Genomic DNA, 21,236 nt, shown 5'->3' on the forward strand with positions numbered 1-21,236 from the left:
ATAATCAATATTGTTGTATTTTTTAGCTTATAAAAATAAGTTCCTCGACTTTTTCATATTGCGACCTAAATCTCAAATCATTTATCACGGTTTCAAGTAATCTACATCAATAATAAGAATGATAACTATATGCATTTATATTTGAATTGTAAGTTTGCATTTATTGCAGTTCAAAATAATAACCATTCTCATTAGTATTCGTGAAAATTATTCTTTACAGGTATCGTCGTGAAAATTAAGCTAAAAATCCTTACAATTTGTGCAGCTACTCTTTGTCCACTGACCTCTTTTGCTGCTACCTACCCTGTTACAGTGACTGACGTAGCTGGACGTACTATTACCTTTGACCACCAGCCACAAAATATTGCGCTATCAACCAGTCGCATTTTTCCATTACTTGAAATCATCTATCAACAAGACGCTGCTAAGCATCTTGTCGCTGCACGTGATGATATGCAATTTTCCGCACCAAGCATGTACGCTAACTATGTAAAACACTATCCGTCACTACAACACGTACCAAAAATTGGCCTCATAAAGTCAGGGGAATTTGATGCAGAACGATTCATTAATTTAAAGCCTAAACCAGATTTATTTATCGTTGATTTATCTAATATTAAATTAGCTCAAGATAACGGTTTATTAAAAAAATTAGCGGCGGCAGGCATTAAAGTGATTGCAGTTGATTTTCGTGAAAACCCTATCAAAAATACGGTAAAATCGGTAGAAACAGTGGCTAAAGCTGTTGGCCGAGAAGCACAAGGACAAGCATTCGCACACTACTATCTCGATCACGTTACTGCACTCGAACAAACCCTAGCTCAGCACTCGAACCTAGCCCCTAAACGGGTATTTATTGAACGTGCAGCCGGTTACAGTGATTCTTGTTGTCGTACCTTTGCTGGCGGTAATATGGGGGCTTACGTCCCATTCTTAAAAGCGATTAATATTGCCGATAAACCACTTAAAGGAGCGATCACAGGTCAGATGTCACCAGAAACTGTGATTACCGCTCGTCCTGATGTATACATAATGCAGACCACAGGTTGGATTAACGATAAAGGCCAGCCCACTCATGGCATTCCATTAGGTTATAACCCGAATTCTACTGCGATAAAAACAGCCACTAAAGCATTAATGGATCGTGATTGGTTACAAGCTGTTAGTGCTTATCAAACCAATAATGTCTATTCGATTTATATGCCATTTTATAATTCACCTTATAACTTAGTCGCGATGGAATATTTTGCGAAATGGATCCATCCAAACGTATTTAAAAACTTACACCCACAACACACTTTTGAAGAAATGAACAAGCAATTTGGGCAGCGTATTGTCAGTGGCGACTTTGGCCAGAATAACTTTAAGGCAATGCAATAATGAACGCATTGTTACTTGAGTTAAACACCCACAATACTCGTAACCGTAATAAGAAAGTGGCGTTGGCTATTTTCTTAGTGCTGAGTATTGTGTGTGTCATTGCTGATATTTTTATTGGTTCACAAGGACTGACTTTTACTCAAGTTATTCACGCCCTGATTCATCCTCAAACCAGTGATATTGCCAGCAAAATCATTGTGTGGAATATTCGAATGCCAATGGCACTAATGGCGCCCTTAATCGGGGCCGCCTTAGCGTTAGCAGGCGCACAAATGCAAACCACATTAAATAACCCTTTAGCTGATCCCTATACCTTTGGTGTCTCGGCTGCGGCTGGATTTGGCGCATCATTGGTGATCACTAATGTCATCACGATCCCCTTCGTGCCAGCCCAATATCAAATCGCATTGATGGCATTTATTATGTGTTTATTAACCACATTTTTAATTGCTGCGATTTCATCAGTAAAGCGAATTTCTATTGAAGGGGTAATGCTGTTTGGTATTGCGGTGATGTTTGCTTACGACAGCTTACTGACCATGATGCAATATGTTGCCAGCGAAACTCAATTACAAACATTAGTATTCTGGCAAATGGGATCTCTTGATCGCGGCAGTTGGGATAAAATTACTGTGCTTGCAATTGTGTTACCGCTTGTGCTGTTGATTATGATGAAAGATGCTTGGCAATTATCAACCCTTAAGATTGGTCACGAACGTGCTCAAGCAATGGGAGTAAACGTTAAGCGGCTGCGTATCAAAACCCTATTATTAGTCTCTGTTATCACCTCTCTCGCGGTTTCATTTGTAGGTGCTGTTGGTTTTGTCGGATTAGTTGCACCACATATTGCCCGTATGGTGTTAGGCGAAGATCAACGTTATTTCCTGCCTGCATCTTGTCTTATCGGCGCTGTGTTACTTGAACTCGCCTCTATCGCCAGTAAAAGCATTATGCCGGGCATTATTTTGCCGTTAACGGTAGTGATGTCGATCATTGGTATTCCCTTCTTTGTCTATTTGATCATTAAAAAAGATGGGCGTTTCTAATGGCTCTTACAATTAATGATATTTCAGTCACATTTGGTGATAAAACAATCTTAGATAGCCTATCACTGCCTGTTATCACAGCAGGAGAAATGGTGGCGATTATTGGTAAAAATGGCGCAGGGAAATCAACCTTTCTGCGACATATTACTCAAAATTTACGTCAGCATTCGCAGCAAATTTTATTACATGATAAGCCATTGAGTTTAGATAACATTGGCTATTTACCCCAAGATCACCGTATTTCTGCCACCATCACAGTGGTTGAATTATTAATTACCACCCTCAATATGGGGTCGCATTCTTTATTTGCCAAAGCAAACAGTGCAGAGAAAAGCTTACTATTATTACAGCAAATGGGTATTTTACATTTAGCCAATAAGATATGTACTGAACTCTCTGGCGGTGAAAGCCAAATGGTAGGACTTGCACAAGCGGTAGTTAATCAACCTAAAGTGCTTATTCTTGATGAACCAACATCAGCACTTGATATGCATAACCAAATGAAGCTACTTGATTTTGTGAAACTATACGCTCAACAAAACCAAGCCTGTGTATTGATGGTTATCCATGATCTTAATTTAGCCATTCAATATTCAACCAAGGTTGCTGCATTGCATCAAGGTCAGCTGTTTGCTTATGGCAACCCAATTGCAACCATTACTCCTGCGCTCATTACTTCAGTATTTGATGTTGATTCGCATGTGGCAATTATTGATGAACGTCCAATTGTGGTGGTGAGATCATCTGCTAATACAGCGCCTATGCGCGCTTGATTTTTAATCACTTATATAAAAAACCTCTATTGGCATCACCCAGATAGAGGTTTTTCATATCAATTAACAGTTATAATTAATCGAGTGTCGAGATCTGCACTTTTTTTGCTAAAGACATCGCTAAATTATTATCGTAATACGCCGCTTCATTGATAAAGTGTGGAAAGGCTTCATAATCCCCTTTCCAGAAAACCTCACTACCATCAAATAAGGTAAAGATTGGATCGCCACTGTGCAGCGGTTCAAAGTCATTATCTTGCACAGAACGATGCACCATGCCAATACGTTGCCCTTGTTCATCTAACGGTAATGATAGCGTTTCATGATAACGGAAAGCTTCATAGCTTGGAATTAACGGTAACAGTTCATCAGTATTATATAAATGCACAAAATCTAGAATATGCTTGGTCATTTCATCCATCCAATCAAGCACATCTTGACGGATCACTGACTGAGGTTGAGGTCCAATTTCAACAATCACCCCTTGAGGTGCGATTGAACTTAAGAAATGATGTTGCTCAATGGAAGTATGATCCTCTAGTACAATCACCGCATTAGGCATGTGCATTTTTACATACGCGCCTAATTGGCGATTAAAGCGATCAGACTGCAATAAAATTAACGATGGACCCATATTACTGGTGGTATTATGTAAATCGATAATAAAATCAACTTTAGCGTCCCCTTTAGGGCCAATTTGTTGATTAATTGCTTTGGCTCGACTTTGTTCGTAACTTGCTAGCTCATTATTAGCTAAGTCAGCCAAACTAAATTGACGGTTTAAATCATGATCAATATAACGCTTGTTATCATTATGAGCTTTAGGGTTTGCAAATACCGTTTCAACGCTAAAACTATCACGGGCTAATGCGGCTGATTGCTGCCATTTACGTAATAAGTAAATGCCACTAAATTCATTACCGTGAGTGCCACCAACCACTGCTACTGTTTTTATTTTACTCATCCGTGTGTCCTAATATTCAGTCATTCATTTTAGTGTACTGAATTTAATCGCTATTGGAAGCGTCTTTATCAGACAAAAAAGCGATTAGATATCCCTAAATTGGCCGAGTTTGCGCCAATTTCAAATAGGAATGCAATTGATCATTTTTATATTCTATAGCGGAATGGATGTTAACATAGCGATTAGCGTATACGGCACAACGATAACGGTTATCTCCTTTGATTATTTCAATTTCAATAACCCCATCGACTAACTGCCAATGTCCTTGAGTATGCATACGATTAAACAGTGTATATTCATCTAAAGAGCCATCAGCATGTAACCGTAATTCGGTGATATAGCCCGCACTGCAGGTTTTGATCCAATACTGCTCGCATATTTCATCACGTTGAAAATTACGTTTAGTCTCAAGCCATTGATTCATCACTTGCTGTAATTCAACACCTAATGGCGGCAGTTGATCAACATCCAATAAACGTACACGTTCTGTCTCTCGATAAAACAATTGTAATAATTGTAGCGTCTTTTTTTCAAACATCCTTGTTCACCAACTAATTAGCAAATATCGCGGTTAGCCGCGGTACAATATTGTCAGATATTAATAGATAGTCACAGCAGCGACTAACAACTAAGGTGATTATGCAGCCAATATCACAAAAATATTTTCTTACGCTAACAGTGGTGATTGCGGCGCTTATTTGCAGCTATATTTGCACTTTGCCACGCAATTGTTTGGTTTTACCACGTTGATTCTTTTTATCCATTCTGCGTACTTGAGAACCTTTGGTGGGCTTCGTTGCTCGACGCGCTTTTTGAATCACCATCGCACTTTGAATCAATTCTTTTAATCGAGACAATGCTTCTTCACGGTTCATTTCTTGAGTTCGATGTTGCTGACTCTTAAGCACGATAACACCGTCTTTCGTTATACGACTATCAGATAGCTTCAGTAAACGTTCTTTATAAAAATCAGGCAGTGATGAACGATTTATATCAAACCGTAGGTGGATAGCACTTGATACTTTATTAACATTTTGCCCACCCGCACCTTGAGCTCGAATTGCGGTTAATTCAATCTCCCAATCACCTAAGGTGACTGAATTAGAAATCACTAGCATCGATATTTACCCCTTCAAGGCTGTATTTATATTAATCTTATATTACCACATAGATTGCTCAAATCAGTCCAATCTACAAGTAAACACTCACTTGTATTCTATCGTTATTAATTTCTTTTTGTTGATACACGACTGATTCCATTAATAAATACTCACAACCCACTAACACTATTTACAAAGCTTGCATTTTACTGACATTTGAACGGTGTTTTTAATTATGATCAGTCCATTGCGAGTGATTCACAAACAACATCAAGGTTATTCCATGAAAAAATTATTATTCTTAGTATCGCTAATCGTTTCCAGTTCTGCTTTTGCAATGCCTCACGGAAACCCAGCATCTATTTATTGCGTTAACCATGGCGGTAAATCAGTGCTTGTTGATGGTCAAGGTTATTGCCGTTTACCTAGCGGAAAGATGTGCGATGAATGGGCGTTTCAGAAGGGTCAGTGTTCATCATCAAAACCAAAACAAGAGAAATGGATCAAATACTGCGTAAAGCATAAAGGCACAGCAATTGGCTCTAATTGTCACTTTAATAAGCAAGGCACAAGCTGTGATTTAAAGAAATTTTATAATGGTACTTGTAAGAAAAAACCCAAACACCCAAAGGTATATTAATTAATATAGTATATAAAAAATGCTCAACCTATTATTCATAGATTGAGCATTTTTATATTCACTAAACTACATTTAATAACTGTAATTAATACTGAGAATTTACAACAACCTCTTCGCCATAAATTCCATTTTTAGCAATTGGACGGTTAGTTGAGTTTGCGGCACGCATTACACGAATACCAACAGCACCAGCAGCACGTGCTGCGGTAATATCACCATCTGAGTCACCATAATACACTTTAATGTTATCTGCTTTTATATATGGCGTTTTAGTATTGGTTGTTTTACTTGAACCTGCAAAAATAACTTTGTGCATATTTTTAATGCCAAAGACATCTTTTAAATATTGGGTTGTAATTTCACATTTAGATGGATCGCGACCAGTAATAAAGTAAATATCATCGCCACGTTTTTGGTGCATCGCGATCAATTCTCTACCTATTTTCTTAGGAATACTGAACTTATCCCAATCACAATTCATTTTATCCCAGAATTTCTGATTTTTTAAATAGCTAAAACTGTTTGGAGAGAAAACTTGTTTACCGCGATAGAAACCAGGAGAACTAAATAATACTGTATCATCAATATCAAAACCAACAGCCATTGGTGGTTTACCCTTAAGCTGCTGAGCAATTTGATCAACAGTAACCCAGTGAACACTCTTAGGTTGACCCATTTGAGTTAACTGAATAGTACTGTAACCTGTTTCTGTTGCTGGTACTTTTGGCTCTGCCATTGCAGAACTAGAAACAAGACTTAAAGCCAATAAAGAGGAAAGCGTAATCGCAGTAAATGTCTTTTTCATTTTAGAATAAATCATCAAAAAAATTGAATTAATAATTTAACTATTCATCACTTCAGATAAAGTGACAATTATCACATTGAACCATTATTTTATTTGGAATATAAGATCCACAAAAAGTAAACGCAAAATAATACACCCACGTTACATTTATAATTTATATGTTTATAAAACAATAGTCATACGCGTTATTATAATTATTAAGAACTAACATTTTACTGAAACAGATTGAACTAATTTATTCTATTATTACTCTAACCCAATAAATATTTATAGTGATTGATAATAAAATGAAAAAATTGCTTCTACCTATTATGCTAGGTGCATTACTTACCGGCTGTAATGAAACAACAACAGTTAATAACAATGGCGAGTTTACGGCTCAACAAAAAGCACAAATTGAACAAATTGCCAGCCAATATATTATTAGCCATCCTGAAGTATTAGTAAAAGCTTCACAAACATTGCAACAACAGCAAATGCAAGCACAACAAAATGATGCTAAACAAGCTGTTATTGCCAATGCTGATCAGCTTCTAAAAGATAAAACAACACCTTTTATCGGTCCTAAAGATGCAAAAGTCAATGTGATCGAGTTCTTTGATTACCAATGCATGTACTGTTCTAAAATTGCTGATACCGTCAAACAATTAGAAGCTAAAAACCCAGAGGTGAAATTCATCTTTAAAGAAACACCTATTTTCGCATCGCGTTGGGAAGCTTCAAAATATGCCGCTGATATGGGTAATTGGATCTACCAGCAAAAAGGTGGGGCTACTTATGCCAAATACCACAATGCTGTATTTGCAACAGGTAAAGATGAAGGTAAGTTAACCAAACAAGATATCAACACTATCGCCACCAGTGTTGGGGTTGATGTCTCTAAATTTAATGCTAACAATACCTTTATGAATAACTTTGAGTTATTTAGCAAGCTCGGCTTTCAAGGTACACCAGCACTGATTGTTATGCCAAGCAACAACATCACCGCAGATAATATCCATATTATTAATGGCTACAACCCTGATGCGTTAGCTAAAGCAATTAAAGACGTAGAAGCAAGCACTAAATAATAGTGGCTCACATTACGCATAAAACACAACAAGACAGATATCTGTCTTGTTGTGTTTTTTTGCTTATTAATACATTTAGTAATACTTAAACATCTGTTGAACTTCTTGATAATTTTTGGTTTGAGTTAGCGACAGCATTAATAAAACCCGTGCTTTTTGTGGATTAAGCGTACCCGCTGCAACAAAACCATATTTTGCATCATCGACTTCTGCCGCTAATGTCGTTGATCCTGTTGGCACTCGAGAACTACGCACAACCAAAGTGCCGTTTTTACTTGCCTTTGCTAATTCATCAAAAATAGCGTTATACATATTCCCGTTACCAACTCCAGCACTGACAATACCATCAAATTTTGCGTTAACTAACGCTGTCACCGGCAATGGCGACGCATTTGAATAATTATAAACAATCCCCACCTTAGGTAGACTGGTTAATTTGGAGACATCAAAATGTGTTGCTGTTGTATGATGACGCTCTGGCGCACGTTGGTAGGTAACATCGTTATTGTGAATATAGCCTAGCGGTCCAAAGTTTGGCGATTGGAAAGTATCAACAGCAGTAGTATTGGTTTTGGTGACATCTCGTGCATCTAATACTGTATCGTTCATTGCTAACAATACACCACGCCCTTTTGAGTCTTCATCAACAGCAGTAATAACAGCATTATATAAATTAGCAGGGCCATCAGCACTAACAGCTGTAGATGGACGCATAGACCCAACGAGCACCACTGGCTTATCACTTTTAACGGTAAGATCAAGGAAATAAGCTGTTTCTTCCATGGTATCGGTGCCATGTGTAACCACAACACCGTCAACATCATCTTGGGCAAGTAATTGATTAATTCGTTTAGATAACTTCAGCCACACTTGGTCATTCATATCTTGAGAGCCAATATTAACGACTTGCTCACCGGTTATATCTGCAATTTTAGTCATTGCAGGTACCGCTTTAATTAATGAATCAACCCCAACCTGACCTGATGTATAAGCAGATTCTGTTGCTGATTGACCAGCGCCAGCGATTGTTCCGCCTGTGGCTAATATTTTGATATTAGGTAAGTCATTAGCCGCAATAGCTAATGAACTTGCACATAAACCAGCAATTAGCATTGCCACACGAATAGGATTTTTATTCATCACTCACACCATAAGTTATATTGTTAAAATTTATTTATGGTGTAAATAGTATTATTAATAGAATAATTTTTTGCGCTAAATATCACTGTTTATGCACACACCTAGTGACCACAATCACACAAGAGTAACTGCGCCCACAAAAGCCAACAAAAGATAAACACTTATATAACAAAAGCTTATTCCTATTTTATATATAAGATCGCGCATTACTATGACTAATGAATCAATTATGCGATGGCGGTTATTGGATCAACGCTATAATAATCATGCAAACATACATCTCCTAATGTCGTTGTAATATAGTGTTGAATGATATCAACATCACTTGCTTCCCATAAACACTGAAAATAGCCCTCTTCGATATAAACAAATGTTGAATGTAAAATCATATTCTTAGGTATCGGTTGCTCAAAGATAGCAATATCGTTGACGTTTTGTGCTTGATCGCGACGCTGATGACAACTGGCATAAAACATAAATGCACGTACCTCGTTAAAATTATTACCTTTAAGTGTAGACATAAAATAGACACTTAAGGCTCTACAAGGCTTATTTATTAAATATAATATGTACATTAAACGGTTATTAACCAACCAAATCGCATATCTATTATCATCTTATTATCGTGCTTCGACTTAAAGATACTTTAAATAACCACCACTTAATTTATTACTAGTGATTATTTATTAACTAGCGATAAGATTAAACATGCTAATATACAGATATGTTAGAATTTATTAATAATGATTTTTTATTTTACACTTTCAGGGCATTATTTGAGCAACATCAGACATACAGTACAAATTACCCTCACAAGGTTTTTGAGCTTCACTTTTTATACAGGGTTAACAAGGGTTTTACTGTATCCTATCCATCTTTTATATGCTTGTCGCTATAATGCGACCAGTTGAACAAATGCTCCTTACTTAGACATTTTTATGCATTTCAACCAAAATATACCCGTTCGTTCCCCTAAAGGGATTTTCGCCATGTGGAGTGTTTATAGCTTCACTGGTGCTGCTATTCTTGCATCAATCGTGTTCTCACTATTGTTGTTTTTATCTATTGATGATGACCCACTGATGAAATTCCTCTTTGGCGGCTTAGCTGTCATTTTTGAGTTGGGTAAATTCTTTGCGTGGTATGAGGTTGGAGAACGCAAAGCACGCCGTAATTACACCGGTACCCTTACCGCTTTTACATTTTATGCCGTGTTAGCTGCAATCTCTATCGGTGGCTCTGTTGGTGGCATTAATAGCGCAACGAATAAGGCACACAGTGAAGCAAACGTGCAGCAAAGTAAGATCAATGCCTTTAATATGCAAATTCAAGCTATTGAAAAGCAAATTGATCTCAATAATGTTGCCGCTGAGAAGTATATCCAAATGGAGCGCATTGCTTCTGGTGTAACTCGTATTCAAAAAGAAAACGAACAGCTACGCAAGCAACAACAACAAATTGCTATTGAGCGTGATACAACGCCTGTTGTGGGTCAAGGTTCAGTACTTGGATTAATTGACAGTCTAGCAACAACATTCAATGTCAGTAATCAAACCGCTCAGCTTGGTTTAGTTATTTTCTTATCCGTACTGCTTGATTTCTTTGCTGCTTTTTTTGTTGGTTTGATTGGTGAGGAAAACCGCTTCCGCTACCAATTTAAACGCCAGCAATTACTGTCAGTTAATGGCTACAATATTCAGGATCAGCCGCAGCTATTAACGCATTTTGATCCCTCTGCTGTTGGCATCTCATCGATTGCTGATGTGAATGATGAAGATGAAATTATTGTCGAAGAAGCCGAGCCAGAACCGCCGAAAACGGCCTATGAACAAGCAGTTGAAGCACTCTCTAAAAATCAAGTGAATTGCAGTAAACGGGCGGTAAGTCAATTACTGAAACTTACCACTGATGAAGTCGATACGATTTTCCATGAGTTATTAACCCAAGGTATCGTGAGTAAAAAACCCAATAACCATTATCAATGGCATGGTACTGATACTGTAACCAGTTAATTATTAGACTCAATGTGTTTCTTATATGCAAAAGCCCAAAATATTGATTTTATTTTGGGCTTTTTTACACCTAAAAAGTGTCAACAATGACATGAAAAATATTAATTATTCCAAATAAACATACATGGTAATCAAAAATAGGTATTTGATTATTTATCTAAAGCACAAATATATAATTACAGGTAAAATCGCGGCACTTTTTTCAGACCTAATTTTTTATAATGATTACTTTTAATCGTTTCAAACAATTATTTACGCATTCACTGATTGCGACTAGCGCACTAACATTAGTTGGATGTGCACAACCACTATCAACTTTAAAAACATCGACTTACAGTAATGTTGATAACTACACTACTCCCTTTTATCAACATACGCGACCTTATACCCAAGCAAATCCTGATAAAACAGGTTTTTACCCACTTGGTGACGGTCAAGCAGCACTTCTTGCTCGTTTAGCTGTTATTGAAGGCGCACAAAAAACTATCGATGTGCAATATTATATCTACCGTGATGATGCGACCAGTAACCTACTAACGTGGTATTTATATCAAGCGGCAGAGCGTGGTGTACGCGTACGTCTATTACTCGATGATATGCAGAATCGTGATGACCAAGCCTTAGCGAGTCTTTCTGCACACCCTAACGTCGAAGTCCGCTTATTTAACCCTTTTGGCAATCGCAGTTTTAAACCTCTTGGCTTTTTGACTGACTTTGATCGACTTAACCGTCGAATGCATAATAAATCCATCATTGCTGATGGTGTATTTGCAATTACGGGCGGACGTAATATTGGTGATGAATATTTTTCTGCCAATGATAACGTTGAATTTGGCGATTTTGACTTATTAATGATTGGCAAAATAATTCCTCAGGTTTCACGTCAATTTGATGAATACTGGAACAGCAAACCAGCAACCCCGATTGAAGCGCTGGTAAGTTCTGCCCATAAGCCAACACCAAAGCAGCTGACACAATGGAAACAAGCGCAGCTTAAATACATGACGACAGATTACGCGCGCTCATTGAAAAACCATCCGATGGTTAAACAATTAATCAATCAAACTCTGCCATTATTCTGGACTGACGCTGAACTGCTATACGATACACCTTACAAAGTCGCTAACAGTAAAGATGATCTATTACTACATGAGCTATCAGAAATGATTGCAAAAGCAGATCACGACTTCTTTCTTGTCTCTCCTTACTTCGTACCAACCGAAGAAGGTGCAAAAGAATTAGCACAAGCAGCTAAGAACGGTAAAAACATTACTATCGTCACTAACTCGCTAGCATCTAATGATGTATTTGCCGTGCATGGCTGGTATGCAAAGTACCGTAAAATCATGCTAGAAGGTGGAGTTAAGCTGTATGAAGTAAAAGTTGAACCTGGGCAGAAAACAAAACACAAATGGCTCAGTCACTCGCGTACTAGCCTACATGCAAAAACGTTTATTATTGATAAGTCTAAAATTTTTGTTGGTTCATTCAACTTTGATCCTCGCTCAGCATATTTAAATACAGAGCTAGGTGTGATTGTTGATTCTCCAGCATTTTCTGGTCAAGTATATAACCAGATCAGTGACGCAATGTTAAAAGAAGCTTACCGTCTATCTCTTGATGAGAGCGGTGACATTGTATGGAATGACGACGTAACAGGTGAGCAATATACCTCTGAGCCAGACAGTAGCATATGGTTGAAGATGGGAGCTTGGGCTGCTGGCGTACTACCTATCGAAAATCAGCTTTAATTGAATATATAATAGCAAATAAAAAAGGCGTTCAACGGACGCCTTTTTATTTACCTAATCAAAACGCTTGGTATTAACCACGTCCGCGTGTAGTTGGCTTTTTCGATGCATTCTTTTCGATATATTCGATGATCATACCAGCAATATCTTTACCGGTTGCCTTCTCAATACCTTCTAAACCAGGTGATGAGTTAACTTCCATCACTAGTGGACCACGATCAGAACGCAGTAAGTCAACACCCGCGACACCAAGACCCATGATCTTCGCTGCAGCTACGGCTGTTTTACGCTCTTCTGGCGTGATTTTAACTAAAGCAGCACTACCGCCACGGTGAAGATTAGAACGGAATTCACCTTCTGCACCTTGACGTTTCATTGCTGCGATCACTTTATCACCAATCACGAAACAACGAATATCTGCACCACCAGCCTCTTTAATGTATTCCTGCACCATGATATTAGCTTTTAGGCCCATGAATGCTTCGATAACACTTTCAGCCGCTTTACGCGTTTCAGCAAGAACAACACCAATACCTTGTGTGCCTTCTAGCAGTTTAATAACAACAGGCGCACCGCCTACCATATCAAGAAGATCTTTAACATCATCAGGCTTACTTGCAAACCCCGTTACAGGCATACCAATACATTTGCGTGATAATAGCTGCATTGAACGTAATTTATCGCGAGAACGACTGATCGCAACCGATTCATTCACTGTATAAACGCCCATCATTTCAAACTGACGTAATACCGCTGTCCCGTAAAATGTTACTGATGCGCCAATACGAGGAATAACTGCATCAAAATCCACTAAATCTTCACCTTTAAAGTGAATTGATGGTTTTTGTGAGTTAATGTTCATATAGCAACGAAGTGCATCAATCACCTTGATTTCATGGCCACGTTGCTCTGCCGCTTCAATAAGGCGAGACGTTGAATACAATGACTGATTACGAGATAAGATACCGATTTTCATTACTATTACTTTTCCTTGGTTTGAATTAGGTAAGAAGCTTCTGGATCTACAATGATACGACCATGCATAGCGGTTCGTCCAAGCAACATACGAAATGCCATGTTATCACGACTCGTTAACGATATTTCTATTGGCCATTGTTGACCATTAAAATCAATAGTTGAAACAATAAAGTAGCGCAATTGTTCATCGCCACCTGAGTTTCTTACAACACGTTTGTCAGCAACTTTAGCCATACAAACCTGTTCAATATCGGTATTATTGTGGATAGGGTGTAGCCAAAATTTAACCCATAATTCATCATTTTGGGTAAATTCTTCAATTTTAAATGTGTGAAGACAAGAACTACGAGCACCTGTGTCAATCTTCACATGAATATCATCAACACCAAGATCAGGTAAAGCGGCAACTTCGCGCCAACCAACAATAAATTTATTATTTTTATTCACAATTGTTTCTTTATTTATCATTACAATAACCCAAACGTCCTTAATAGCTAACCTAAACAGCTTACAGAAATAAAGTACATATAACTGACATCAATAATTGCAGGTTATACATAACTGGCTGTACTCGATTTAAACGGTTATCTATAAATAAGGAAGTCATTAACAAAACTGAGCACTGAATTGACCTGAGTCAGTGCTAATAACGATGATAAAACCATCATTCGATGACTATTTTTTAGTGTCATCTTGCTATATATTACCACAAATTAGCCATATGAGATTTTTTATTCATGTCATTAGGCAATAAGTTTTTACATGTAAATCCTGATTTTATTCCTAACAGGATCACAACAACATAAACACTAGTCCAAAATTAGCAGCACTTAAAATAAGATTCATATATCAGTGACCATTTTTATGACTTATATTTATAAAAACCAATCAATTACACATCTAATTTAAATCTGTTTCATTACACCATGCGCCCATACTGCACTTTCACTATTAACAAATAAGACGCAATAGACATGTCACAACTAAAACAACAATTATTCTTACTTGGCATGGCCAATTTATCTGTTGATGCATCGACCCAGCAGCAATTAGAACAATTTATTTCAGCATCATCAGCCCATTTTGAGCGTGTTCGATTACAGCGCCCAGATAGTACATCATTAGATTTATTGCTTGGCTTTATGACCTTACACCACCAACAAGCGCATCAGCAATGGTTACATCAACATGCTGCCGCTACAAAAATGCAGGCTGTTTTTGACAGCACACTTGGTGATCATGCCAATAGCTTCACCAATCAAGATCAACACTATCTCGTTGCTCTAACGCATTTATGGTTAATGGTACAAGGCGCCTGCGACATTGATTACAGTTACAGCAATGAACAAGCAGAAATCCAAAGCCGTATTATTAACGGCGAACACGATCAGTCTTTGGATCAGTTTAGCACTGATGTTGAGTCACTAAGATGCCAATTTATGCAATCATACTACTTGGGAAAAAACCATAATAAGCCGAACTTTAGTACGCGTATCAAGCAACTGTTCAGAAAAGTATAACTGCGTTATATCTTATAACTTTAAAATGACATAACCGGTGTCTTTTACCCCGCTACTGACTTGTTCTAACGCCACAAATTACCGACAATACAGTCATTGTTATTTTTAATGCAATAAGATCTCTTTAATAGCGGTCTTATGAGTAATGTTATAAATACTGCTCGCTTTACACCTAAATAGTGCCGTTATAAAGAGTACTGTTATCGATAGTACCTTGGCCAACCATAAAGAATCATATATTGAACAACGTTAAATAATGTCACTTTGCACGTTGTTCACATGGAGCTCTAGATTGAAAACGTTATACCAGTATCTCTATTTTACCTTTGCCTTACTCATCTCTGGGTTTGGGCTTACCTTTGCATCCAGTGCCGCGGCAACACCTCAATATACGACGGGATGGGTTAAAAATCCTCAGCACCCGCCTGTTGAAGTAAGGTTAATGCTTACTGGCCAACAAGATTTAGCGAAACAAACTGTTCAGGGGCTCCTTGAAGTAAAACTTGATACTGATTGGAAAACCTATTGGCGTTCACCGGGTGAAGGCGGTGTCGCACCGTCTATTGATTGGAAGATGTCATCTAACATTGCTAAAGTAGATTGGCAGTGGCCGTTACCTAAACGCTATGAGTTTTTAGGTGTTGAAACACTGGGCTATAAGCACGACGTTATCTTCCCGCTTTCGATTCATGTTAAAGATATGAATAAGCCAGTATTCCTTGCTGGTAAATTAACCATGTCATCATGTACCAGTATTTGTGTACTCACCGACTACGAGCTTTCATTCGATTTTACTCCAAGTAAGCTAATGCCATCGACAGAAGCGATGTTTTTGTATAACAAAGGTGAAAGCCAAGTACCAAAACCATCACCAAATGTTACGTTAGATACTGTCTCTTATAATAAAGCACAAAAGGAAGTGACGGTTGTTGCAACCAATACTATGGGATGGCAACAACCTGATGTGATCATTGATGGTGATACTCAAGCAGCTAAAGACACCTCATTTCTAAAACCAACCACAACCATAAAAGGCAATACGCTTTACGCAACCCTGCCGGTTACCAGTTGGTTTGGCACTCCAAAATTAATAGGCCAACCGCTGCATATCACTATCGGCGATCATAATACTGCGATTGAAGTGACAGCAAAGGCAACAGATACACCCGTTAACATTCCAAGTACAAGTAGCAACCTCTTAAAAATTATTGGATTAGCCTTATTAGGTGGCTTAATCCTTAATATTATGCCGTGTGTATTACCAGTATTAGGTATGAAACTAAGCAGTGTTATCTCTGCGCAAGGGTTAGCACGTCGTCAGATTCGTACCCAATTTTTAGCCTCTGCCGCTGGAATAATTGTTTCGTTTTGGCTATTAGCAGCCTTTCTTGCAGCAATGAAAGTCTCAGGCCAAGCACTTGGGTGGGGTATTCAATTCCAAAGTCCATGGTTTATCGGTGTAATGGTGGCAATTACGGTGCTATTTGGTACCAATATGCTGGGCTTGTTTGAAATTCGCCTTTCAAGCAATACCAATACCTGGTTAGCAACCAAAGGTGATAATTCTCACTTAGGCCATTTCATTCAGGGAATGTTTGCAACGTTACTTGCTACACCTTGTAGCGCGCCATTCTTAGGTACTGCTGTTGCATTTGCACTTGGCGCAGATTTAGTGACCTTGTTTGCTATTTTCACGGCACTTGCAATTGGTATGGCTGCCCCTTGGTTACTGATCGCCATGTTCCCACAACTCGCGACATTAATGCCTAAACCAGGGCTATGGATGGATCGTGTTAAGACACTGTTTGGCTTAATGATGCTTGCAACCTCAGTATGGCTGCTAAGCTTAATGACCAGTTTCTTTGATGCAACCATCGTGTGGGGATTAGGTGCGCTTATATTGGTCACTATTTTATGGTTATTAGGCCGTAAAAAAGGCCGTAAAACCGTCATTATTACCTTAGCGGTAATGTTACTTGGTGCTGGTGCAAGTTTATTTACAGGTAGCCTCACCGCTAATAAATGGGCGACCCCTCTGCCAGCAGATCATCATTGGATTCCATTAGATACGGCAAAAATCGCCACAGAAGTAGCACAAGGTAAAACGGTATTTGTCGACGTCACGGCCCAATGGTGTATTACTTGTAAAGCCAACAAAATGGGTGTTATTTTGCAACAGCCTGTTTATTCAGCCTTGGATAATAAAAATATCGTCTTAATGCGTGGTGATTGGACCAAACCATCTGATTATGTGACTGGCTTTTTACAGTCTCATGGGCGTTTTGGAGTGCCATTTAATATTGTTTATGGTCCTAATGCACCAAAAGGTATTGAATTACCAGTAATTTTATCCAGTGACAGCGTACTTGACGCACTCAAAAAAGCAGGAAAATAATGTCAGTAAATACCAATAAAACACCTCGCCATAAATGGCGAGGGTGGATCAAAAGTATCATTATTTTTATGATCATGTTTACCATTGCAACAACAGCATTAGAAGCATGGCGTAATCGTCATTTAAATCAAATGCAAATATCAGCCACTCAACCTACTTTTACGACGATTGATGGCCAAAAAGTCAATATATTTAAAGACAGTTATGATCAAACAGTGCTGGTATATGTATGGGCAACATGGTGTGGCAGTTGTAAAGTTGTGTCACCAATGATTAATTGGCTGAATAACCAATCATGGTTAAATACTAAAATAGTGACCATCGCAATGCGATCAGGGGATGATCGTCGCTTGCACGCTTATTTAAATATGAAAGGCTATGATTTCCCTGTCGTCAATGATAATAGCAATCAGCTAACTAAAGAGTGGAAACTATCACGAGCACCGACTCTTTTAATTATCAAAGATGGTAAAATTCAAAGTACCACGGCCGGATTAGTTACTCCGCCTGGATTATTGGCCCGTTTAGCCTGGGTTGATATGAAATAATAAAAAAACCCAGCGAATTAGCTGGGTTTCTTTTTAATATTTATCTAATCGACGTATTTGCCAAAAATGCCGCTTCCAATAAGGATTATCTAATCGCGAAATAATAACCCCTTTTGATTGAGATGCATGTAAAAACTCTGAATTACCTAAGTAAATCCCAACGTGGCGTGAATTACGTCCTGTACGAAAAAAGACTAAATCCCCTTCCTTCGCTGTATGACGTTTAACTTGTTTACCTTTTTTTACCAGCTCTAATGTCGTTCTAGGGAGCATTTTTTGATAAACACTTGAGTATCCGACCTGCACAAAAGCCGAGCAATCAATCCCTTTCTTTGATGAGCCGCCGTAACGATATGGAGTCCCCTTCCAAGTATGATAAACACCATCAAACATACCATTATTAACGGGTAATGACTGGGATAATGTCTGTTTAGGAACTGGCGTTAGCGATTTTTCGAGGGGGCTATCACTAACGGAAGCAGATGAACACCCTACCACCGCTAATAAAACTAATACCTGTAATATCGTTTTTTTTATAAAAAATCCGTTCTTCACGATTTATCCTGCAATCCTTCGATAGAAATAAATATACTCAACACAACCAACGAAATATTATCACTACGTATAACATACTAACGTAAATCACATCCAATAACTGTGGTGTTGATTCAATTGTTGTCGTTCTTTTTATCACGTGCATTTAATCAATGCATAAATAATCATACCATTAAAGAATAGTAAATACTTCTATATAAACAAATAGATACATTTCAACGAAAAATAGGCAAAAAAAAGCTTACGCCCAAGCGTAAGCCAAATTAACACAATAGAAGAGACAAACATGATGAAATGTCATCTATCCTTACTGTAAATCTTTCTGTACTAAATACGAGAGATTTAACATCGCTATTATTAATCTTAGAGCTAATTCACACCACGGTGTAATTATCTTTATTATCAATAATATAAACCTTGTGATAATAACAACATCTACATTGATATTGATTCACAGAGTCAGTTTTATATTAAATAAAACAATTATAGGTAAAGTTTAGCCACTTCTGAAGGCTCTAATTCTACACCTTCAAGTGATTCATTCCAGTTCAGACCAACTAAAACACCGTCTTCAACTAGAGTCAGCATCCAATCTTCAAGGAAAATATCTAATGGTAGTTCACTTGGTTGAAACTCTGCCCACTCATCAGCACACTGTACTTTAGCATCAGCTTCACTTGACCAAAATGGCATTACTTCAGAGTCTTCAAATTCAGAAGAGGCAACAGACAACCAATCACCCTCTTCGTTACGAAGACTCCAAACAATACGTGTTGCTTGTGTTTCTGTTACGAATAAAGCTTTATTGGCTTGAATATCTGCAGTTAATTTAGTCATTATCTTCTCTCAATTAAAATGCCATAACATGAATTTATTGGTTAAATATATCAACCTTTACTCTACTTAGATATTTTATCAAAAAAAACACCCTAGCAGCATTATTATTTAGTGAACACTTATTATATACCCCGATAAAATGAAAAATAGCCACTATTATTTTTCTTCACAGCGCATATTGACTTATAAAAATACAATGACAAAATAGCCGCGAATGTTATCACTTCACACCAGGATGGTATCCAAGGCTCTGAGCGCCACTTATGATCATTCATCAAAACAGCTTCTTAATATTGCAATGATATTGAGACCGATAATCATTTTTTACCATTAGGTGTTAACAACATGCAATCACATCGAGCAGGTAACATGCTTGCTGCATTCTCATTCGTTCTCTGGGGAATATTGCCGCTTTATTACCAATATTTACCTCAAGCAAATACTAATGAGTTACTTGCATTACGGCTGATATTTTCTGTACCTGTCATGTTAATTGTGATGGTGTTACTTCGCCAACCTATTCCTGCAATTAAAGACATACTAGCGGATAAAAAATCATTAGCTATGTGCGGTTTTGCCGGTGTGATCATGAGTGTGTCTTGGTACGCTTTCACATGGGCCATTACCCATGATCAAGTATTAGCGGCCAGTTTAGGCTATTTTATTAATCCTTTGTTTGCCATTGCTCTGGCGATGTTTTTCTTAAAAGAGAAACTCTCTAAAGCACAAATGCTGGCTGTTATTTTGGCCATTCTTGGCATTGGTTATCAAGTTTGGCAGTATGGTCAATTACCTTGGCTATCTTTAATTATGGGTAGCTTTTTTGCAGTCTATGGCTTAACCAAAAAATACATAAAATATGATGCACTAACCTCGGTCATGATTGAAGCTGCTCTACTAACACCATTTGCACTTATCTATATGATCTGGCTATATTTTAATGGTGATAGCATTGCACTATCTTCTGGCACAAGTACTTTTTTATTATATGCCGGAGCTGCTCCAGTTACCGTAGCACCATTAATCTTTTTTGCCTTAGCGTTAAATCGTACTAGCCTGACGATGGTTGGCTTAATGCAATATATCGAGCCAAGTCTACAGTTTTTATTAGCCGTTTTCTTATTTGGTGAGGTCTTTGATCATACCAAAGCCATCAGTTTTAGTTTGATCTGGCTAGGATTGATCTTTTGCACACTAGAAGCATTACCACCATTTTCTCGCCGTAAAAAAATCTCTATTGCCACTCACTAAACATCCATCAGTTTTAGCCCCTAGCGTAAACATCGTGTTTCTAACGATGTTTACGTTTATGCTATTACAAACGCCACAATATCGATAATTATAATGACCACCTCCACCATTAGTTCAGACATCAAACAATTACAATCAGCTCTCACTGAATTTGCCCAGCAACGAGATTGGGAACAATTTCACTCACCCAAAAATTTAGTGATGGCACTTAGCGGTGAAGTAGGAGAATTAACCGAAATTTTTCAATGGTTAACGCCAGCACAAAGCCAACAATTATCAGCAGAGAAAAAACAACATGTAAGTGAAGAAATTGCGGATGTGATGATGTATTTACTACGTTTAGCGGATAAATGTGATATTGACGTAATGCAAGCATGCCAACAAAAGATGCACCAAAACGCTGCCAAATATCCGATTGATAAATGCTACGGCTCTGCTAAAAAATATAATGAATTAGACTAACGATATACA

22 protein-coding genes are annotated in these 21,236 nt (G+C 37.9%); 12 read left to right on the plus strand and 10 right to left on the minus strand.

The window, feature by feature from the left end; all coding sequences use genetic code 11:
* Positions 1-228 precede the first annotated feature (228 nt).
* Genes PMAL9190_RS07865 through PMAL9190_RS07875 form a run of 3 tightly spaced genes read left to right on the plus strand, consistent with a single transcriptional unit; the run spans position 229 to position 3,199 of the window.
* Entirely contained in the window at positions 229-1,380 is a 1,152-nt protein-coding gene (locus tag PMAL9190_RS07865; RefSeq protein WP_087844659.1) for an ABC transporter substrate-binding protein, read from the plus strand.
* Complete coding sequence (locus tag PMAL9190_RS07870) at positions 1,380-2,426, plus strand: FecCD family ABC transporter permease (RefSeq protein ID WP_087844660.1); 1,047 nt, start codon at positions 1,380-1,382, stop codon at positions 2,424-2,426. Before PMAL9190_RS07865 ends, PMAL9190_RS07870 begins: the two co-directional genes overlap by 1 nt.
* On the plus strand, positions 2,426-3,199 hold the full coding sequence (locus tag PMAL9190_RS07875) for an ABC transporter ATP-binding protein (RefSeq protein ID WP_087844661.1): 774 nt from the start codon (positions 2,426-2,428) through the stop codon (positions 3,197-3,199). Before PMAL9190_RS07870 ends, PMAL9190_RS07875 begins: the two co-directional genes overlap by 1 nt.
* Positions 3,200-3,275: 76 nt before the next feature.
* On the opposite strand, the gene PMAL9190_RS07880 is transcribed toward PMAL9190_RS07875, so the two are convergent.
* From PMAL9190_RS07880 to arfB, 3 genes are all read right to left on the minus strand, one after another.
* Entirely contained in the window at positions 3,276-4,163 is an 888-nt protein-coding gene (locus PMAL9190_RS07880) for an aspartoacylase (protein WP_087844662.1), read from the minus strand.
* 94 nt (positions 4,164-4,257) lie between these two features.
* Positions 4,258-4,701, minus strand: coding sequence for a hypothetical protein (locus tag PMAL9190_RS07885; RefSeq protein WP_087844663.1), 444 nt, complete (start codon positions 4,699-4,701; stop codon positions 4,258-4,260).
* A 166-nt stretch (positions 4,702-4,867) separates the two neighbouring features.
* Entirely contained in the window at positions 4,868-5,281 is a 414-nt protein-coding gene (gene arfB / locus PMAL9190_RS07890; protein ID WP_087844664.1) for an alternative ribosome rescue aminoacyl-tRNA hydrolase ArfB, read from the minus strand.
* 265 nt (positions 5,282-5,546) lie between these two features.
* Between arfB and PMAL9190_RS07895 the strand changes: the two genes are divergently transcribed.
* Positions 5,547-5,903, plus strand: coding sequence for a DUF333 domain-containing protein (locus tag PMAL9190_RS07895; protein ID WP_065176993.1), 357 nt, complete (start codon positions 5,547-5,549; stop codon positions 5,901-5,903).
* Positions 5,904-5,988: 85 nt separating this feature from the next.
* On the opposite strand, the gene aphA is transcribed toward PMAL9190_RS07895, so the two are convergent.
* Positions 5,989-6,708: an acid phosphatase AphA gene (aphA, locus tag PMAL9190_RS07900; RefSeq protein ID WP_087844665.1), complete on the minus strand. Its 720-nt coding sequence runs from the start codon at positions 6,706-6,708 to the stop codon at positions 5,989-5,991.
* A gap of 287 nt (positions 6,709-6,995) precedes the next feature.
* Between aphA and PMAL9190_RS07905 the strand changes: the two genes are divergently transcribed.
* Positions 6,996-7,778: a DsbA family protein gene (locus PMAL9190_RS07905; RefSeq protein WP_065166948.1), complete on the plus strand. Its 783-nt coding sequence runs from the start codon at positions 6,996-6,998 to the stop codon at positions 7,776-7,778.
* A 75-nt stretch (positions 7,779-7,853) separates the two neighbouring features.
* On the opposite strand, the gene ansB is transcribed toward PMAL9190_RS07905, so the two are convergent.
* Both ansB and PMAL9190_RS07915 read right to left on the minus strand, forming a co-directional pair.
* On the minus strand, positions 7,854-8,918 hold the full coding sequence (gene ansB / locus PMAL9190_RS07910) for an L-asparaginase 2 (RefSeq protein ID WP_087844666.1): 1,065 nt from the start codon (positions 8,916-8,918) through the stop codon (positions 7,854-7,856).
* A 227-nt stretch (positions 8,919-9,145) separates the two neighbouring features.
* Positions 9,146-9,439 (minus strand): hypothetical protein, encoded by a 294-nt coding sequence (locus PMAL9190_RS07915; protein WP_087844667.1) that lies wholly within the window; start codon positions 9,437-9,439, stop codon positions 9,146-9,148.
* A 468-nt stretch (positions 9,440-9,907) separates the two neighbouring features.
* Here PMAL9190_RS07915 and PMAL9190_RS07920 point away from each other — a divergent pair, with 468 nt between their 5' ends.
* On the plus strand, positions 9,908-10,930 hold the full coding sequence (locus tag PMAL9190_RS07920; RefSeq protein WP_200813386.1) for a Preprotein translocase subunit SecY: 1,023 nt from the start codon (positions 9,908-9,910) through the stop codon (positions 10,928-10,930).
* A 221-nt stretch (positions 10,931-11,151) separates the two neighbouring features.
* A complete protein-coding gene (locus PMAL9190_RS07925; protein ID WP_087844669.1) occupies positions 11,152-12,681 on the plus strand; it encodes a phospholipase D family protein in 1,530 nt (509 codons plus the stop codon).
* Between the two features lie 73 nt (positions 12,682-12,754).
* On the opposite strand, the gene rimK is transcribed toward PMAL9190_RS07925, so the two are convergent.
* Together rimK and PMAL9190_RS07935 are read right to left on the minus strand one after the other, a co-directional pair.
* Positions 12,755-13,657 carry a 30S ribosomal protein S6--L-glutamate ligase gene (rimK, locus tag PMAL9190_RS07930; protein WP_060998411.1) on the minus strand — a complete coding sequence of 301 codons (903 nt, stop codon included), beginning with the start codon at positions 13,655-13,657 and terminating at the stop codon, positions 12,755-12,757.
* 5 nt (positions 13,658-13,662) lie between these two features.
* A complete protein-coding gene (locus PMAL9190_RS07935) occupies positions 13,663-14,127 on the minus strand; it encodes an ATP-dependent zinc protease family protein (protein ID WP_060998410.1) in 465 nt (154 codons plus the stop codon).
* A gap of 506 nt (positions 14,128-14,633) precedes the next feature.
* Between PMAL9190_RS07935 and PMAL9190_RS07940 the strand changes: the two genes are divergently transcribed.
* The 3 genes from PMAL9190_RS07940 (at position 14,634) to PMAL9190_RS07950 (ending at position 18,122) form a co-directional block, all read left to right on the plus strand.
* Positions 14,634-15,179: a hypothetical protein gene (locus tag PMAL9190_RS07940; protein WP_087844670.1), complete on the plus strand. Its 546-nt coding sequence runs from the start codon at positions 14,634-14,636 to the stop codon at positions 15,177-15,179.
* A 292-nt stretch (positions 15,180-15,471) separates the two neighbouring features.
* On the plus strand, positions 15,472-17,574 hold the full coding sequence (locus tag PMAL9190_RS07945) for a protein-disulfide reductase DsbD family protein (RefSeq protein ID WP_087844671.1): 2,103 nt from the start codon (positions 15,472-15,474) through the stop codon (positions 17,572-17,574).
* Entirely contained in the window at positions 17,574-18,122 is a 549-nt protein-coding gene (locus PMAL9190_RS07950; RefSeq protein WP_087844672.1) for a thioredoxin-like domain-containing protein, read from the plus strand. Before PMAL9190_RS07945 ends, PMAL9190_RS07950 begins: the two co-directional genes overlap by 1 nt.
* A gap of 33 nt (positions 18,123-18,155) precedes the next feature.
* On the opposite strand, the gene PMAL9190_RS07955 is transcribed toward PMAL9190_RS07950, so the two are convergent.
* Together PMAL9190_RS07955 and PMAL9190_RS07960 are read right to left on the minus strand one after the other, a co-directional pair.
* Positions 18,156-18,515, minus strand: coding sequence for an NlpC/P60 family protein (locus PMAL9190_RS07955; protein ID WP_087844962.1), 360 nt, complete (start codon positions 18,513-18,515; stop codon positions 18,156-18,158).
* Positions 18,516-19,160: 645 nt separating this feature from the next.
* Positions 19,161-19,514, minus strand: a complete 354-nt coding sequence (locus PMAL9190_RS07960) for a DUF2750 domain-containing protein (RefSeq protein WP_060998406.1) — start codon at positions 19,512-19,514, stop codon at positions 19,161-19,163.
* Between the two features lie 345 nt (positions 19,515-19,859).
* Between PMAL9190_RS07960 and rarD the strand changes: the two genes are divergently transcribed.
* A complete protein-coding gene (gene rarD / locus PMAL9190_RS07965) occupies positions 19,860-20,765 on the plus strand; it encodes an EamA family transporter RarD (protein ID WP_087844673.1) in 906 nt (301 codons plus the stop codon).
* 93 nt (positions 20,766-20,858) lie between these two features.
* Positions 20,859-21,227 (plus strand): nucleotide pyrophosphohydrolase, encoded by a 369-nt coding sequence (locus tag PMAL9190_RS07970; RefSeq protein ID WP_200813387.1) that lies wholly within the window; start codon positions 20,859-20,861, stop codon positions 21,225-21,227.
* Positions 21,228-21,236: the final 9 nt, after the last annotated feature.

Origin of the sequence: Photobacterium malacitanum (genome assembly GCF_900185615.1) — a bacterium.
Taxonomy (GTDB): Bacteria; Pseudomonadota; Gammaproteobacteria; order Enterobacterales; family Vibrionaceae; genus Photobacterium; species Photobacterium malacitanum.